Raw genomic sequence first — 15,732 nt, 5'->3', positions numbered from 1 at the left:
CTATTTATCCATTATATTAAATTTATCCGATTCCAGGCTTTCATTTTGTCATTGGCACCAAAATTTGAACAAAAAAAGGCCGCTCTTGGAATAAATCCGCGAGCAGCTCTCTTTCTTTATATTGTAGATTGTGTCTATAGCCTATCCACACATTGGTTCCATTTTATACACCTCTGGGAAGGTGAAACGTAATGCTTGTACCCTCACCAGGCTCAGACGATAACGTTAACGTCCCTCCTGCTCCACGAGCACGTTCTTCCATGCTGAACAGTCCGACGCCCTGACCTGCTGTCTGTACATTGAATCCGGCGCCTTGGTCCGAAATTGTTACGACTGTGCCTTCCTGGGAATCTTCCACCGTCACCTGTGCTTCGGCAACATCGGCATACTTGGCGACATTGGTAAGTGCCTCCTGGATAATCCGGTACATGGCGATCTCCCGATTCATCTCCAGCCGTCTGCGCAGGTTGCATTCCAGATCGACTTCGATACCGTAGTGGCGGGTATAGTTCTCAATGTAAGTCCGGATGGCCGGAACGACACCCAGATCATCCAGCACGGAAGGTCTGAGCTCCCAGGCCATGCCACGGACTTCTTCCATAATCCCCGTGACTTGCTTACGCAGCGCTTCCACGCCGGAATGAGGCTTGTCAGCCAGCAGCTGATCGATCTGAATCACGAGCGAGAAGAGACTCTGTCCGATTCCGTCATGCAGCTCACGGGATATCCGGCGGCGCTCCTCCTCCTGAATGTTCATGACCTGGGTCATCATCGTCTGCAATTCAGCTTCGACCCGTTTCAGCTTCGTCACTTCGCTGCGTACTGCCAGGTATTGATATGGTTCTCCGTCATTATCGAGAAAAGGCACAATCGTTGTATTCACCCAGTAGTGGCTGCCATCCTTCGCACGGTTACGAATCTCTCCGTTCCATACTCGCCCTGAAGAAATGGTTTCCCACAGGGTTTTCATAAACGTTTTACCGTGGTATCCCGAATTGATAATCCGGTGGTCCTGACCGATCAATTCTTCCCGGTCATATTGCGAAATTTCGCAGAATTTATCGTTCACATACTGTATCTTCCCTTTACGATCCGTGAGGGCAACGATGGAGGATTCATCCAATGCAAACTTCAGATCGCTTAGCTGATGCAGCGAGCCTTTCAGCCTGCTGCGGAATTCATCATCGGTGATATGATTGTCCAGTTCATCCAGCAGCTGCAGTACAGGCTGCTCAGCCAGTCCGCTAAGTCTGTTCTCACGTGCGCTACTCAAAGTTCAGCAACCCCTTTTTCATGGCAAACTTGACGAGTTCAGGTCTGGTCCGCAGGCCCAGCTTATCCATCAGGTTGCTTTTGTGGGATTCGACCGTTTTGACGCTGATGACCAGGTGCTCGGCAATTTCCTTGTTGGCGTAACCCTTGGCGATCCAGGACAATATCTCTTTCTCCCGTTCGGAAAGTGTGTCATACGGCCCGGCGTTTTCCTGTTTGGATTTGTCCAGATATTCACTCATCAGCCGTTTGGTGGCACTGGGATACAGATACGCACTCCCCTCTGCTACAGAGCGAATGGCTGCCAGCAGTTCCTCGTGCGGTGCGCTTTTGAGAATATATCCTGAAGCTCCGGCATGGATTGCACGGAACAGATACTCTTCATCATCATGCATGGTCAGAATTAAAATGGCCACGTCAGGCATTAACTTTTTCAATTCTGCCGTAGCAGTCAACCCGTCCTTGCCTGGCGGCATGCTGAAATCCATCAATACCACATCCGGTTTCAATTCCTGTGCCTTGGCAATGGCCTCGTCACCATCTGCTGCATCCCCCACGATCCGGATATCATTCTTGCCGTCGAGCAGAGCGATCAGCCCGGAACGCACAACCACATGATCGTCCACAACCAATAGTTGAATCACTACATATTCCCCCTGTCCGCTTCTTGGTTCTGTCTTCATGATACCAAAAAAAGCCACCCAGAGGTTTAATCTCTGAATAGCTTTTCTTCATCGCGTTCGCCGGGCCTGCTTATCCGTGAATGGCTGCAGCTGCTCCGGCCGCTAGCTCTGCTTCCCTGACCGTGTCCGGTGAGAACGTACATGGCTGCCTGCTGCCAACAAGCAGCACGGCACCAGGGACGCTGCTCTCCAGAAACACAGGCACAGCGATGGCGCATAACAGCCGCTCTGCGATCATCAACGGACAACGGCCAGGTGTACTGGCGTTTGTGGTACTTTCATCCGACAGGGACGTACGGCCTGTCCGTAGAGCAGTGCCCACAAGATCTTGTCCGGGGCGCATCTCCATCCGTGTAACGCGATCATTGGTTGCGCCGGAAGTGTACTTCCAGCGCAGCATGGACCCCGAGAGATAGGCCAGTCCGCAAAAATCGGTGGATGTGTTTAGGCGCAGATTATTGATCATCTCCTGAATGCCGGAAGGGAGTTCATCGTGCATGAGAGACACTTCCTTTTTGGAATTACACCATTAGATTAGACTCGGTGACATGGATATGTTTAACCTTTGACCAAGGTGTCCTGAAATATAAGTTTATACGGTAGTTCTATTGTAGTCTCATTCGTCTGAGTTGTAATTCAGGGAATCCCCCTATTTCGGTTCTGCAAAATACTGATCTTAATTAACGTATGGACTCAATCCGTACACAGCAAGAAACTTTACCATATCGAAACATGTGTATGACCTCATAGGATGTGACTTTTCTCACAGCAAATTCAGGGAATTTCTCAGCCAGGTTCAGGTAATCCCCCGATAACGTTCACGCCGGTTTCGCGATAAGATAGATTCATAAGGAAACACGAGGGGGACGAAAGTGATGGGTACGATATTTACAGAAAGAACAACCCAAGCGACAGAACGTAAAACGGAGGGAAGCAAAATGACACGAGAGACAGGTGGAATACTTTCGTTCGTAACAGCTGAACAGTGGGCCTGGATTGAGGACAAAATGCAGCCCAAACGGGTGAAGTCGGGGTATAGTCTCTTTCTGGAAGGCGATGAAGCCGGATATCTGTACTACATTCGTTCGGGACGCGTGAAAATGACCAAATCGACGGAAGATGGCAAGGAAATCATTTTGTCGATTCAGCAAAAAGGGGACCTGATCGGGGAATTTGGTGGCATTGGCGGCCAGAATCACAGCTACAGTGCAGAGATGACGGAGAAAGGCGAACTCGCGATCATCTCGCTCAGTGATCTGGAAAGCGTGCTTAGCAAACATGGGGACCTTGCCTTGAAATTCCTGCAATGGATGGCACTTTCACAGCGGATTACCCAATCGCGTTTCCGGGATCTGCTGCTCTATGGCAAAGCTGGGGCTTTGGCTTCGACACTGATCCGTGCCAGCAACTCGTATGGCAAAATCACTCCTGAGGGGATCGTACTTGAGATGAAGCTGAACCATACGGAGCTTGCGGAGATGATTGGAGCTACTCGGGAGAGTGTTACACGGATGCTGGGGGCCTGGAAAGAACAGGGTACACTGGACACACTGGATGGCAAACTGATGATTCGCGATCTAGCCGCATTGCGCTGCATGTGTGGGTGTCCTACGTTTCCGAGCTGTCCGGCAGAGTTATGCCGCCTTTAGTTTCACCATAGTCATGGATCACAGATCAATCTTCACTGGCGATTGGGGTCGTTACGGAGAAGAAAAAAGCTGATGTCGGTATTAACCGATATCAGCTTTTTGGAGTTGAGCATATTCCCTGGCGAGGATCGAATAGAGCAACGAATCGTGAAATGCTCCCTTGTAAAACCAGTGCTCCCGCATCAGGCCTTCGTACTCCATGCCGATCTTCTGCATGACTCGCTCAGATGCCTTGTTATTCGGCCGGCATTTGGCGTAGATCCGATGTACACCAAGGGTGTTGAAGCCCAAACCCAGCAGCGCATGGCTTGCCTCGGCGGCGAAGCCTCTACCCTGATACTGTGGATTCATCACATAACCCATCTCCGCATTGGTTCCCTCCGTGTATATGCCAACGCTGCCGACCAGTGTTCCGTCTGTTTTCAGGCAGACAGCAAGGTCATATTGGGATCTAGGCTGTTCCTGTTGCGACTGCAGAACCTGTTCGATGTACGCAGTTGTATCTTGTTCTGTGTTGGGTCCCCAAGCTGTGTACTTGGTTACTTCAGGTGAAACGGTGTACGTATGTATACTTTCCCAGTCGTCCAAGCCAATCTCTCGTAAAATCAGTCGTTCTGTCTCTGCTAACATGCCATTCACTCCCCTGGCCGAAAATTAAGTTCATTTTACCTGTATCGATTGGATCATTATAACAAAAAAATAACTCATGAAGCCGATTCAGATCTGAATCGCTCATGAGTTATTGAAAAGGTGTTATTGTGGTTGTTTGCATGGAACTGCAGGATAAGTGTAAGCCAATTTGCGGACGATTTCCTTCTGCCACTTCGTATCACCCAAGGTGATGGCCAGGTTCAGAAGATCCAGATAATCGTCAAGCTGCAGTGAAGTCTTTTGCAGTGTTGTATTCATTTGATGTTCGTTCCCCTTTAGCTATATGATCGGTAATTCATGTAAAGTTCAATTGTAAATAAGAGACAACCTCAAGAATGATAATCATTATCACGTATACATGTATTATGCTACGAACACAGCGAAAAAGCAATGTTGAGAAACCAATTAATCATTATTTTTTTTCGAAAAAAGGCTTATCCATAACAGAAACGGAATGTACACGCCCAAATAAGCCGACGGATAGAGGAACCAGCCATTCAGCAGAAAATGATGAATTTCGGTTGTAAATGTAGTCATATGTGCATTGGTGGCATACACATCTCCGGCAATGACCGTGGCAGCACTATAGAAACATATAAGAGCCAAGGCATGAAAACACTTTATGACCGTTCGGGAACGAAGAGCTAGAAAAACCATCACGAGCGGGACAATGATTAGAAGCAGCAAAAATAGAAATCTCATGGTACATGTTCTCCTTTATCATGCTTTTGGTAAACAGTATGGGCAGTTGCGCAACGGAGCAAACTTTTTTCAAAAATTTTACATAAACAAAGAGGAATTCATCATGTGAAGGATTAAATTAAAGTGGACAACCCATTAAAAGGTAAATCTGAGGAGGAGAAGGAGAACATGAAGAAGGCGTTATGGCAGCACTGGATCGGGGCATTCCTAATTTTCATTCTGACGGCAACAGCACTGCTGGGGCCAGGTTCACAGGGTCCGGTACAAGCTGCGGCAGCACCGCTTACTGTATCGCAGGCTATAGCTGCTCAGAGTGGTGGAGGAACGGCGACGGTAGAGGGTTATATTGTTGGACATGCTACCGGCTCACTTACAGCCAAGTTTACATCTCCTTACGCCAATGATTTTAATTTCCTGATTGCGGATTCTCCGTCAGAGAAGGCCAACGCAAAATTGTTGGACATACAAGTTTCCTCTTCATTCCGCTCACAGTATGGACTTGCTTCCAATCCGAGCCTTGTAGGCAAGAAGGTTATCGTAACCGGAACACTTGGTGCATACAACAGCTATGCAGGACTCAAGAACCCAACCTCCATTACACTCTCTACCGGAACAACCAATCCTAACCCTGAACCGGGCCCAGGGACAACACTGCCTGATGGTAAAGGCAAGAAGGTGTTGTTCGATAATACCCATGCCCAAACAGCTGGGGCAGCGGACTGGATCATTGATGGGGCATTTTCAGACTTTGCGAACGGGCTTAGAAACGTAGGCTTTGCCGTGGATCAGCTTGAGCGCAGCATCCCGTATACATTCGGTGAGCAGGCCATCACCTACAATACATTAAAAGATTATGATGTCTTCGTCATTGGCGAAGCCAACGTGCCGTTTAAAGCAACGGAGCAGGCTGCCCTGCTGCAATATGTACAGAACGGGGGCAGCGTCTTCTTCATCTCCGATCACTATAATGCAGACCGAAACAAAAACCGCTGGGACTCCTCCGAAGTGTTTAATGGATACCGCCGTGGAGCTTTTCTGAATCCGGCCAAAGGCATGTCCTCGGCAGAAGCCGAATCTCCAGCGATGCAGGGAGTTACGAGCTCTGACTGGCTGGCAAGCAACTTCGGCATCCGGTTCCGCTATAATGCACTGGGTGACGTAAATGCCACCGATATTGTGGCTCCATCACAGTCATTTGGAATTACAAGTGGTGTAAATGCGGTGGCGATGCATGCCGGATCTACCCTGGCCATCATTGATCCGAACAAAGCCAAGGGATTGGTTTATGTGCCAAGCGGTGTATCTAAATGGAGCAGCGCAGTGGATCAGGGCGTGTACAATGGCGGCGGGCGTGCCGAAGGTGCATATGCAGCCATTGCCAAAGTAGGCGCAGGCAAAGCAGCATTTATCGGCGATTCCTCACCGGTGGAAGATGCGACTCCGAAATATTTACGAGAAGAGACGGGAGCCTCCAAGAAAACCTATGATGGATTCAAGGAAGTGGACGATGGCACCTTCCTGGTCAACACCGTAAAATGGCTTGCGGTAAAAGAAAGCTATACGAGTCTGTCGCAGGTATCTGGCCTGACATTGGACACACCGACGAACCTGCTTGCCATAGAGACTCCGGCTAACTCCACCGAACCACAGCTTGAGCCATGGTCTGCTCCGGCTGCAGGATATAAATGGTACGATCCAACGACGTTTAAGAAAGGTTCTTATGGCGCCGTTACCCCTTAAAGTAGAATCTTAGAGAGCTGCTTAGCTGTACTGGAGCCTGTTTGTGACGCTAACGTTGCAAACAGGCTTTTCCTATTTGATGAAACAGGGCAAGGGTCTGATTGGTATAAATGAATCGTACCGCGGGAAACGTATAGGTTAACTATGTTGGCATCAATCCAGAAGGAGAGGCGGTAAATAATGACCCGGCAAGTAGACTGTGACAGTTCGTCCATGAGACAGAGGCTGAAGGAAGATTTGCATCGTGTAGCGGATCGCATGAATCGGACATTAACCCGTTTTGACAATGACAGTGTCTGTCTGCTCGCACAATTCGCTGAGATTCGTACCGAGATCAAGCAGATTGAGGTGCTCGCCTCTTCTTTTTATCTGGATTGTTACCTGTCTCCCTTCACCGAAAAATTCGCTGAGCTGACGGCAAGCGTACAGCATCTGTCTGATCGCAGATATGGTGCTCTTATCGTTATTGAACGTGAAATTCCTCTTGAACCTATCATTCATTCGGGTGTTGCTGTGGATGCGCGAGTGACCCATGCGCTGCTTGAATCCTTGTTTATCCCCGGTGCACCGCTGCATGACGGGGCAGTTCTGATCCGCGGCAACCAGATCGTCTCCGCAGGCAATGTGCTCCCACTGTCCCAGGCTGAAGCAGGGGAACGTAAAATGGGAACACGCCACCGTGCCGCACTGGGGCTAAGTGAATTGACAGATGCCGTTGTGCTGGTTGTTTCCGAGGAAACGGGACAAGCTTCTTTTGCCGTGGACGGGGATTTGCATCCCATTAATGTCGTTGAGACCATTCATTAACGATAAGCGACAGGAGGCTTCCTAGCTTCGTATTCGTCTTACATCGTGATGTGATTTTGCACATTCTGAGATTAACTAGGTACAATAGAGGATGGCGAAGATACAGAAGCCTTGTGATTTACTCGCAAAAATGGTTGGAGGAGACGGTTAAACATGAGTTGGTTTGAAGTAATGGAGCATCATGATTATGAGGAACTGGTCCTGTGTCAGGACAAAGCTTCCGGGTTAAAGGCGATCATCGCCATTCACGATACAACACTAGGCCCTGCACTCGGCGGTACTCGAATGTGGACGTATGCTTCTGAAGAGGCTGCTATAGAAGACGCACTGCGCCTTTCGCGTGGAATGACATATAAAAATGCCGTATCCGGCTTGAATCTTGGCGGCGGTAAAGCTGTGATTATCGGTGACCCACGCCGCGACAAGAATGAAGCGATGTTCCGTGCATTCGGCAGGTACATTCAAGGTCTGAATGGACGTTATGTAACTGCAGAAGACGTGGGGACCTCGGAGGAAGACATGAACCTGATCTATCAGGAAACGGATTATGTAACAGGCATATCGCCAAGCTACGGCTCGTCCGGGAACCCATCTCCTGCTACGGCCTGGGGAGTGTACCGGGGGATGAAGGCAGCGGCCAAAGAGGCCTTTGGCACGGATCTGCTGGAAGGTAAAACCGTTGCCGTTCAAGGTGTCGGCAACGTAGCCATGAGTCTGTGCAAGTATTTATACGAGGAAGGAGCCCGCTTGATTGTGACGGATATTCACAAGGATTCCGTGAAGCAAGCAGTGGATCGCTTCGGGGCAACGGCTGTTGATCCGGGGGAGATTACCGGCGTCGAATGTGACATCTATGCACCGTGTGCACTGGGCGGAACGATTAATGACGATACACTCAAAACGCTCAAAGCCAAAGTGGTTGCAGGCTGTGCCAATAACCAGCTGCTGGAACCACGTCATGGTGACATTTTGCATGAGAGAGGTATCGTTTATGCTCCGGATTACGTCATTAATGCAGGTGGAGTTATCAACATCGCGGACGAATTGAATGGTTATAACTCGGAGCGTGCTTGGAGCAAAATCGGAGAAATTTACACCAGTTTGGAGAAAATTTTCGAAACCTCCCGTACCGAGGGCATAGCCACGTATATCGCCGCAGACCGTTTGGCTGAACGCCGAATTGAGCTGATGAAGAATACACGCAGCACCTTCCTCCAGCAAGGTCATCACGCACTGAGTGCCCGCCGACTGCGCGGGTAAGTCCAGGAGGAACCATGAGTTTCATACAGCTGAATGCGTTAAAAAGATAGCCCAAGAGGCAGGTATTCCCGAAAGGAATGTCTGCCTCTTTTTTTGATAGGTTACCCTTTTACAGCGTGTTAGGTTACTTTTGCTGCTGCATTTGATCCTTGAAGCCGCCTTTGTAGGTGGTCGTTGGTGCTTTGACTTTGTCGATTAACAGAATGCCATCATATTGTTCAGCCGGGATGAAGTTCATCGACATCGGATGAATGACTTCATCCACCATGCCATCTTCTGCTGCAAAGACCGGGCGGGACAACCAGGCTGCAGCACCTGTAGCGTTTTTGGCTTCGGAGAGATCAATGTATGTATTACGGAAACCGGATTTCATTAAGGTATACTCCAGACTGCCGCGAGGCATCGGAGAGATATCAAACGATTGGCCTGTGGAAATCTCGCTCGCTTGTCCTTCATTCATATAAAGCCCGATCACATACATGTCATTCTGCAGCTTCTCATGCATCATTTCGCCCATGCTTTTGAAGCTGGATTGCCACAAACCGGAGTTCCCGTTACCTTCTCCGATTGGAGGATTGAGAATGGTCGATGTGCTCTTGGCGAGATGGTCATTGTGAGCCCAAAGAATGAATTTTTTACCTGGATACATGACGTCCATTAGCCACTCCAGATTATCAGCCATGGCACGGTCGCGGAATTCGTAACTCTCCCGAGTGTCGTAGGCAGCCATCTCGATAAATTTGCTCCGGTCCTTCAGCACACGGATCATCATGTCAGCCAGTTTCGGGTTATCCGGGAATGACTTTACGAGTTCCTGCTTATGCTCGGTGATCCAATGAACCAATTCCTCGTACTGAGGAGAATAAGCTTCCTTCACTTGGTGAATGGCCGCCTTGAATTCGGGATTGTTGTCGCTGTCGATACCATATTTGTTAAGGACGGCATACAAATCCGTGATGCCCTGCATCTCAAATGCATAGAACTGCTTGCCTCTGGCAGGATCCAGACTGCTAATCCAGTCACTGATAAATTGGGTTAAGTACCCGGTCGTAAACTGCATATCATATCCTGCAAGAATCAGTGGATGATCCGTCTTGCTCTGCTCCTGAATGTATTCGTAGAGGCCGAGTGTTTCCTGCGAGTGCCAGATCGGGAAAATGGAAAGCTCCATCATCTGGGCAGGCGTCAGGTTCGCGCCTTGTTCATAGGCAACGGCTGCATCCCCCATGCCGGATTCGAAGGCAATGACATCATAGCCGAGTTCTTCATGCAAAAATTTGATCATGCGCGTTTTGATGGCACTGTATTCCGCAACCCGGTGAAAGTTCTCTCCCAGACTAACTACTTTCTTGTCCTGCAGCAATGGCTTTAGAAAGGCAAGGTCACTGTAGTTGTCCGAGGTCAGGGATGTGATCTCATGGGCATGCTCCTGCACCCATTGCTCCTTAGCTATAGGTGAGGCTGCTGCCGAAGCGGAGCCAGCAATCATGGCAATAGCCATGCCGAGTACGGCTGTTTTTTGAATAAAACGATATTTCAGGTTCATGATGTGTATCCTCCGTATGAATGATATGTTGAAATCCATAACCCAAGGATACGGGCTAATTCTAAAGAAAGTATAACGCGGAATTATAATGTTGTTGTGCTTTCTCTATTGGCAGCTTATTTGGTCATTTAAGTGAATGGGCAGACCTTGATAAAAATGCGAAATAAGGAGCCTAATCACTGGGATTAGGCTTCTTTCATATTAATTATGGGAATCGGTTATGAGTTGCTGACAATGCTGACTTTCTTTTCAGTGAAATAGTAACCGAGGGCCAGCAGCGGCATGATCAGGCCTATTAGTGTCGTCAGACTCCAGCCACCTGATGCGTAAGACCAGCTTCCAATAGAGGAACCAAGGGCACCTCCAATAAAGAAGATCGACATGAAGATCCCGTTCACCCGTCCTCTTGCTTCGCCAGCAAGGGAGTAGATGACGCGCTGCCCCAGAACGAGATTGCCCGAGACTGCCATGTCGAGTGTAATGGCAACAACGACCAGTAGAACCAGCTCAGCAGTCGAATGTCCCTGGAACACGTACGCAAGGCCGAAGGATAGAACAGCAATTACAATGGCGAGACCGGTCAATATCCGGGTCAGGCCTTTGTCTGCCCATCTGCCCGCGATGGGAGCCGCAATGGCCCCGCCCACCCCGGCTAGGGCAAACCAGGCAATGCCCTGCTGGGTCATGCCAAAATCATTCGCCAGCCGCAAGGGTACAGTGGTCCAGAAGAGACTGAAGGCACCAAACAAGCTGGCCTGATACAGCGCCCGGCGGCGCAGCATGGGCAGAGTTTTAAACAGGGTACCCAGTGAAACAATGAGCTGACCATATTTCATTGCAGGCTGAGGCTTGCGTGCAGGAAGAGCGCGTGATAATAGCAGAGCGAGCAGTGCAATAACGATAGCGGAGAAGATAAAGACAGCCTGCCAACCAAAAGCATCCGTAATGAAGCTTGCCACCGGACGAGCCAGCATGATGCCAAGAAGAAGGCCGCTCATGACATTGCCTACGACCTGCCCGCGTTGTTCTTCCGAAGTAAGGTAAGTCGCGTAGGGTACGAGAATCTGGGCAACGACGGAACCTACACCGATAACCAGAGAGGCCGTTAGAAATAATACAGCATGAGTGGAGAACGCTGCTGCAGCCAAGGCAACAACCAGTAATACCAGAAAGGAAGTTACGAGCCGCCGATTCTCCATAATGTCACTGAGCGGTACGATAAACAGCAGTCCGATGACATATCCAACTTGTGTTAACGTTACGATTAATCCTGCCGCAGCAGGCGACAATCCTGTCGAATCACTGATCGGCCCGATTACGGTCTGTGCGTAGTACAGATTAGCCACAATGAGTCCGCATGCCGCAGCCAAAAGGAAAACCAGCCAACGGGGAACCTGTTTTGCTTGCACATCGTTTTTCATGTTCATGATTATCATCCTCCACATGGTATTAAATTACTACTCATTATGAGTCAATACAGCTGGAATCATTATTTTCTAAACAGTTCGTTCACTAATTACAAACATATATTAAACTAAACGTTTAGTATTGTAAATAGGCGCAAATAAATTATTTGGGAAAATCAGCATCGTCGGAGGGGCAAATTGTTTATGTAGTGGGCAATTTAGTATAATGAACGTATCGTTTTTAAGAAAATAGAAATGAAATGTGTGCTTAGAAACAAGGAGGGGTCTAGATGACAGCCAAAAGAGGGCGTCCCCGCAACATGGAAACCCAGAATGCCATTCTGGCAGCAGCCTATGAGTTATTATTGGAACATGGCTTTGCCGCGATTACGGTTGAAAAGATAGCTGAGCGAGCGCAAGTAAGCAAAGCAACCATATATAAATGGTGGCCCAATAAGGGGGCTGTCATTATGGATGGATACATGTCGGCCATGACAGCAAGATTGCCTGTCCCGGATACAGGATCGGTATTTGAGGATGTACGCATTCATGCGAGTAATATGATTCAATTTTTGACCAGCCAGGACGGAAAGGCCATTACAGAGATTATCGGAGAAGGGCAGTCAGATCCAGGTCTTGCGGTAGAATACCGGACCAGATATATTCAGCCTCGTCGGCGTGAAGCTTGGGGGATTATTGAAAAGGGCGTAACGCGGGGCGAATTGAAGAGTGACCTGGATATCGGTTTGTGCATCGACATGATCTACGGGCCGGTGTTCTATCGCATGTTAGTGACGGGGGAACCAATGGATCCTGAGTTTGTACAGAGACTACTGGATTCACTATTTGCAGGGATTAAGTCCAAGTAAGCGGAGAGAAGGAACGAAAGCCGAAGGGGAACAGGGCGATTCTCATGAATCACCCTGTATGAAGGTGTATCTGGCGAGGCTGCGTCATACCTGAAACAGGGGAGAAATGGCTGAGGGCCAAGAAGCAGAAGTATCGGAGGCAGAGGAAGGAGATTGCTGGCTTAAAACGGGGGGATCGTTCCATACCACACTCGGCAATTCTCGTCGCAATACAGGTGCTACGTCGTGGGCAAAGCGCTCCACTTGCTCCAGCTGCTCACTATGACTGAGTCCATCCACGCTAATGCTTAGCACCTGATGTCCGAAAGCGGCATGGTAATCCATGATTTTCTCAATGACCTGTTCCGGACTGCCAATAAGCACGGGTCCACGTGCAATATTATCTTCCAGATCTGTGAAGGGTGACTGGTTATGCTGTGCGGCAGCGGTAGCATGAAATGCATTATAGTAAGGTGTGTAGCGACGAATCGCCTCCTCACGAGTATCTGCCAGATACAGGCTGCCTGCTCCCGATCCGATCACCGCACGCCTTGCATCATGACCATAATAATCGAGGCGTTCCCGATAATGGTCAATCAATGCTTTGTATTTTGCCAGGGGATGAAAAGAATTCGAAGTGAAAAGCGGCTCACCATATTTCGCAGCCAGTTCAGTAGAGAGTGTACTCGACGCGCTGCCATGCCAGATTGGAATGGATTGCTGGAGTGGTCTCGGCCAAGTGGTAACCTCATGAAGGGGAGGTCGATACGTGCCCTGCCAGGTTACATTCTCCTCCGTCCACAGGCGCTTCAGCAGTTCATAACGTTCAGCAAGGGAAACCCACTGTTCCTCTTCACGAATGCCAAACAGCAGATAGTGCCGGGGGTCATTGCCTTTCCCGATGATCATCTCCAGCCGTCCACCAGATAACTGATCCAGCGTTGCATAATCCTCTGCAACCCGCACCGGATCCAGTACGCTCAGAACAGTGACTGTGGTAAGCAACCGGATACGTGAGGTAGCTGCAGCTATAGCAGTCAATACAACTGGAGGTGAAGAGGACAGAAAAGGTGCCCCGTGCCGTTCACCAATCCCGTACGCATCGAAACCCAAACGCTCGGCCAGTCTGGCTTGCTCCAGAATGTTGTGGAATTTCTGCTGTGTCGTGAGAGCTTCACCAGTGACCGCATTAGGCAGGTTCATCATGAGGCTAAACAAGGCAAATTTCATCTAAACTTCTCCTTGAACTGGATTGGCCATTCTGTGTTGTTTAATCCTATGGAAATAGTAGGGTATTATGAATTAAACTTACTGTAACATGTCCGTTTCGATTCTTCTAATGGATTTTTTCTATAAGACGAAATATATTCAATATAAATGTCTAAATGTGCAGGAAATTGCCACGATTTTTATTGACCGCTGTAAAATTTAGGATTAAAATTGTACTTATCATAGAAATTCAAATTTCTGGATTTTCATTGTGGAGGTGGGAGACATGGAACCTACAACTACGATACGCTCAAATATTGAGGATTACATCAGGAAACAGGGGTATACCCTTCAATACTTTGCTGATATATCGGGGGTTAACGCCGGGACGTTAAGTGCAATTATCAAAGGTACACGGCCGATCGCCATGGCTCAATTGGACCTCATTACCCAGGGGATGAAGCTGGAAGAGGGCCACTTCTACGAAATATATGGTGCTGAATGTTTTGTGGAATCCGCACCGCACTGGAGAAGGCTGGAGCCGTTCCTGCAACGCTGCGCTGAGTTGGACAAGCTGGACTGCATACAGAGGGTAATTCAGCAAGTGACGGATGACCGCTCCTATGTGTCCGAATTGTTCGAGCTGGCCGAGTATATGCTTGAACGTGGTCAGAAGAAGGCTGCGCGAATGCTGTACGAATGTGTCGCCGAGTGTGAGAAGTACCAGCACTCCGAACGTCTGGCACTATGCCATTATCGCATCTTCACCTTGTCTCTGGGCCAGGACCAGCATGAGAATCTCAGGGCTGCAGTACACTTCGAGCCGTATATTAACCGGCTGGATGAAGAGCGACAGCTGGACGCGATTAAGGATCTGGCGAATACATACTCATCTCTCCGCTATTGGGATAAAGTGTTTGATCTTGGAGAAGAGTTAGAACAGAAGACAGTGTTTTTGCAAACTTATAACAAAAGGAAAGAGGAAACTCAAAGAATCTCCTCTTATCCTATGTTTGTATATTCCGCTTACTCAAATTTAATAAGAGCAGCGGCATGTGATGGACGTGAAGAATATTCTGAAGCGCTCCGTTATACTGAGGCCTATTCTAGGTTAACCAAAATTGAGCAACCCAGTGAAGAGGAACTCATTTTTATTAATAAGTTTAATGGATGGGCAGAAGTAAATCGTTATTTATACAGGTTAATGATGGGGGATTCTGAAGTTATACAGCCGTATATTGCTGTTGTTGAGCAGGATGAGGCTGAGATTCTGCCTGCATTGGTGAAAATAATGGAGGCTGCAAACACGCACAACCTGGATGTCGATCCGGTACTTGATAAATTTGACCCTTACATCTCTATGTACGGAGAAACACTTGAAGTAAGAGGGAGTTATACGGAACAGATCACTGATGAGAGATATATACAATTTCTCAAAGAGTTAACTGTTTATCAGCTTCATAGAGAACGATACACAGAAGGGTTTAAGCATTTGTTAGACTGTTTGAAATTAGCAAATACAATGAAAAGTGAATCCATACTTTTGCAATGTGTGGGATTATTTGAGAGACATAGAAGTAGAGTTACAGTAGAATTAGAAAGTAAGTATAAAACTATAATTGGGGAGGTTTACAGTAATTATGAGAAAAAAAGCAGCTTTAATCATAGTTTTGTTTAGTACTATTTTATTATTCAACTGGTACCCTCAACCTATTTCCAGTAATCCTGTAATGTACAGTCCTAGCACTCATGGCAATGGAGGGGTATAACTAGAGTTAAACACATATACAATGATTAATTTAAAACAGCATTGTTCTGAACTTTAGGGACGTTGCTGTTTTTTTGTAATAAAAATGGGATAGAGACATTTAATAAACTTATTTGCAAACAGAGTAAAACAATTGCGGATTGAACTTCTAACGTTCTAATGAAAGCCTACTTCAGAATCGATATGTAGAG

Annotated in this window: 15 protein-coding genes; 6 read left to right on the top strand and 9 right to left on the bottom strand. The window is 48.0% G+C overall.

Going from position 1 to position 15,732, the window contains the following annotated elements; all coding sequences use genetic code 11:
* Nucleotides 1–163 precede the first annotated feature (163 nt).
* The 3 genes from CHH60_RS24775 to CHH60_RS24765 all read right to left on the bottom strand — a co-directional run bounded on the left by CHH60_RS24775 (nt 164) and on the right by CHH60_RS24765 (nt 2,454).
* Nucleotides 164–1,273, bottom strand: coding sequence for a PAS domain-containing sensor histidine kinase (locus CHH60_RS24775; RefSeq protein WP_095361638.1), 1,110 nt, complete (start codon nt 1,271–1,273; stop codon nt 164–166).
* On the bottom strand, nt 1,266–1,916 hold the full coding sequence (locus tag CHH60_RS24770) for a response regulator (protein WP_095361637.1): 651 nt from the start codon (nt 1,914–1,916) through the stop codon (nt 1,266–1,268). Before CHH60_RS24770 ends, CHH60_RS24775 begins: the two co-directional genes overlap by 8 nt.
* 109 nt (nt 1,917–2,025) lie before the next feature.
* Nucleotides 2,026–2,454: a GAF domain-containing protein gene (locus CHH60_RS24765; RefSeq protein ID WP_095361636.1), complete on the bottom strand. Its 429-nt coding sequence runs from the start codon at nt 2,452–2,454 to the stop codon at nt 2,026–2,028.
* Between the two features lie 376 nt (nt 2,455–2,830).
* Between CHH60_RS24765 and CHH60_RS24760 the strand changes: the two genes are divergently transcribed.
* Entirely contained in the window at nt 2,831–3,604 is a 774-nt protein-coding gene (locus CHH60_RS24760) for a Crp/Fnr family transcriptional regulator (protein WP_249281211.1), read from the top strand.
* 81 nt (nt 3,605–3,685) lie between these two features.
* On the opposite strand, the gene CHH60_RS24755 is transcribed toward CHH60_RS24760, so the two are convergent.
* The 3 genes from CHH60_RS24755 to CHH60_RS24750 form a co-directional block, all read right to left on the bottom strand.
* Nucleotides 3,686–4,234, bottom strand: coding sequence for a GNAT family N-acetyltransferase (locus tag CHH60_RS24755; protein ID WP_095361635.1), 549 nt, complete (start codon nt 4,232–4,234; stop codon nt 3,686–3,688).
* 123 nt (nt 4,235–4,357) lie between these two features.
* Nucleotides 4,358–4,513: a hypothetical protein gene (locus CHH60_RS29985; RefSeq protein WP_170948240.1), complete on the bottom strand. Its 156-nt coding sequence runs from the start codon at nt 4,511–4,513 to the stop codon at nt 4,358–4,360.
* Between the two features lie 147 nt (nt 4,514–4,660).
* Nucleotides 4,661–4,957 carry a hypothetical protein gene (locus CHH60_RS24750; protein ID WP_095361634.1) on the bottom strand — a complete coding sequence of 99 codons (297 nt, stop codon included), beginning with the start codon at nt 4,955–4,957 and terminating at the stop codon, nt 4,661–4,663.
* Nucleotides 4,958–5,125: 168 nt separating this feature from the next.
* Between CHH60_RS24750 and CHH60_RS24745 the strand changes: the two genes are divergently transcribed.
* The 3 genes from CHH60_RS24745 (at nt 5,126) to CHH60_RS24735 (ending at nt 8,764) form a co-directional block, all read left to right on the top strand.
* Nucleotides 5,126–6,697 carry a DUF6359 domain-containing protein gene (locus CHH60_RS24745; RefSeq protein WP_095361633.1) on the top strand — a complete coding sequence of 524 codons (1,572 nt, stop codon included), beginning with the start codon at nt 5,126–5,128 and terminating at the stop codon, nt 6,695–6,697.
* 180 nt (nt 6,698–6,877) lie between these two features.
* Nucleotides 6,878–7,504 (top strand): sporulation-specific diadenylate cyclase CdaS, encoded by a 627-nt coding sequence (gene cdaS, locus CHH60_RS24740; protein ID WP_095361632.1) that lies wholly within the window; start codon nt 6,878–6,880, stop codon nt 7,502–7,504.
* Between the two features lie 153 nt (nt 7,505–7,657).
* Nucleotides 7,658–8,764: a Glu/Leu/Phe/Val family dehydrogenase gene (locus CHH60_RS24735; RefSeq protein ID WP_095361631.1), complete on the top strand. Its 1,107-nt coding sequence runs from the start codon at nt 7,658–7,660 to the stop codon at nt 8,762–8,764.
* 124 nt (nt 8,765–8,888) lie between these two features.
* Here CHH60_RS24735 and CHH60_RS24730 read toward each other — a convergent pair whose 3' ends face one another.
* On the bottom strand, nt 8,889–10,310 hold the full coding sequence (locus CHH60_RS24730; protein WP_255248077.1) for an erythromycin esterase family protein: 1,422 nt from the start codon (nt 10,308–10,310) through the stop codon (nt 8,889–8,891).
* Nucleotides 10,311–10,528: 218 nt separating this feature from the next.
* Nucleotides 10,529–11,737: an MFS transporter gene (locus tag CHH60_RS24725; RefSeq protein ID WP_441339411.1), complete on the bottom strand. Its 1,209-nt coding sequence runs from the start codon at nt 11,735–11,737 to the stop codon at nt 10,529–10,531.
* A 269-nt stretch (nt 11,738–12,006) separates the two neighbouring features.
* Between CHH60_RS24725 and CHH60_RS24720 the strand changes: the two genes are divergently transcribed.
* Nucleotides 12,007–12,585 carry a TetR/AcrR family transcriptional regulator gene (locus tag CHH60_RS24720; protein WP_095361630.1) on the top strand — a complete coding sequence of 193 codons (579 nt, stop codon included), beginning with the start codon at nt 12,007–12,009 and terminating at the stop codon, nt 12,583–12,585.
* Between the two features lie 84 nt (nt 12,586–12,669).
* Here the strand turns inward: CHH60_RS24720 and CHH60_RS24715 are convergent, their stop codons facing one another.
* Nucleotides 12,670–13,794, bottom strand: coding sequence for an LLM class flavin-dependent oxidoreductase (locus tag CHH60_RS24715; RefSeq protein ID WP_095361629.1), 1,125 nt, complete (start codon nt 13,792–13,794; stop codon nt 12,670–12,672).
* A 265-nt stretch (nt 13,795–14,059) separates the two neighbouring features.
* Here CHH60_RS24715 and CHH60_RS24710 point away from each other — a divergent pair, with 265 nt between their 5' ends.
* Entirely contained in the window at nt 14,060–15,451 is a 1,392-nt protein-coding gene (locus CHH60_RS24710) for a transcriptional regulator (protein ID WP_095361628.1), read from the top strand.
* Nucleotides 15,452–15,732: the final 281 nt, after the last annotated feature.

Source organism: Paenibacillus sp. 7523-1, from assembly GCF_002276415.1.
GTDB classification, from domain to species: domain Bacteria; phylum Bacillota; class Bacilli; order Paenibacillales; family Paenibacillaceae; genus Paenibacillus; species Paenibacillus illinoisensis_A.
Note: the sequence above shows the minus strand (reverse complement) of the source record. Positions and strands in the feature narration are given on the sequence as shown.

What these genes read in the sequence shown, in the direction of transcription:
- CHH60_RS24765 (WP_095361636.1), bottom strand. Translation starts at nt 2,454, where the DNA reads ATGCACGATGAACTCCCTTCCGGCATTCAGGAGATGATCAATAATCTG.
- CHH60_RS24760 (WP_249281211.1), top strand. Translation starts at nt 2,831, where the DNA reads ATGGGTACGATATTTACAGAAAGAACAACCCAAGCGACAGAACGTAAA.
- CHH60_RS24755 (WP_095361635.1), bottom strand. Translation starts at nt 4,234, where the DNA reads ATGTTAGCAGAGACAGAACGACTGATTTTACGAGAGATTGGCTTGGAC.
- CHH60_RS29985 (WP_170948240.1), bottom strand. Translation starts at nt 4,513, where the DNA reads ATGAATACAACACTGCAAAAGACTTCACTGCAGCTTGACGATTATCTG.
- CHH60_RS24750 (WP_095361634.1), bottom strand. Translation starts at nt 4,957, where the DNA reads ATGAGATTTCTATTTTTGCTGCTTCTAATCATTGTCCCGCTCGTGATG.
- CHH60_RS24745 (WP_095361633.1), top strand. Translation starts at nt 5,126, where the DNA reads ATGAAGAAGGCGTTATGGCAGCACTGGATCGGGGCATTCCTAATTTTC.
- cdaS (WP_095361632.1), top strand. Translation starts at nt 6,878, where the DNA reads ATGACCCGGCAAGTAGACTGTGACAGTTCGTCCATGAGACAGAGGCTG.
- CHH60_RS24735 (WP_095361631.1), top strand. Translation starts at nt 7,658, where the DNA reads ATGAGTTGGTTTGAAGTAATGGAGCATCATGATTATGAGGAACTGGTC.
- CHH60_RS24730 (WP_255248077.1), bottom strand. Translation starts at nt 10,310, where the DNA reads ATGAACCTGAAATATCGTTTTATTCAAAAAACAGCCGTACTCGGCATG.
- CHH60_RS24725 (WP_441339411.1), bottom strand. Translation starts at nt 11,737, where the DNA reads ATGAACATGAAAAACGATGTGCAAGCAAAACAGGTTCCCCGTTGGCTG.
- CHH60_RS24720 (WP_095361630.1), top strand. Translation starts at nt 12,007, where the DNA reads ATGACAGCCAAAAGAGGGCGTCCCCGCAACATGGAAACCCAGAATGCC.
- CHH60_RS24715 (WP_095361629.1), bottom strand. Translation starts at nt 13,794, where the DNA reads ATGAAATTTGCCTTGTTTAGCCTCATGATGAACCTGCCTAATGCGGTC.
- CHH60_RS24710 (WP_095361628.1), top strand. Translation starts at nt 14,060, where the DNA reads ATGGAACCTACAACTACGATACGCTCAAATATTGAGGATTACATCAGG.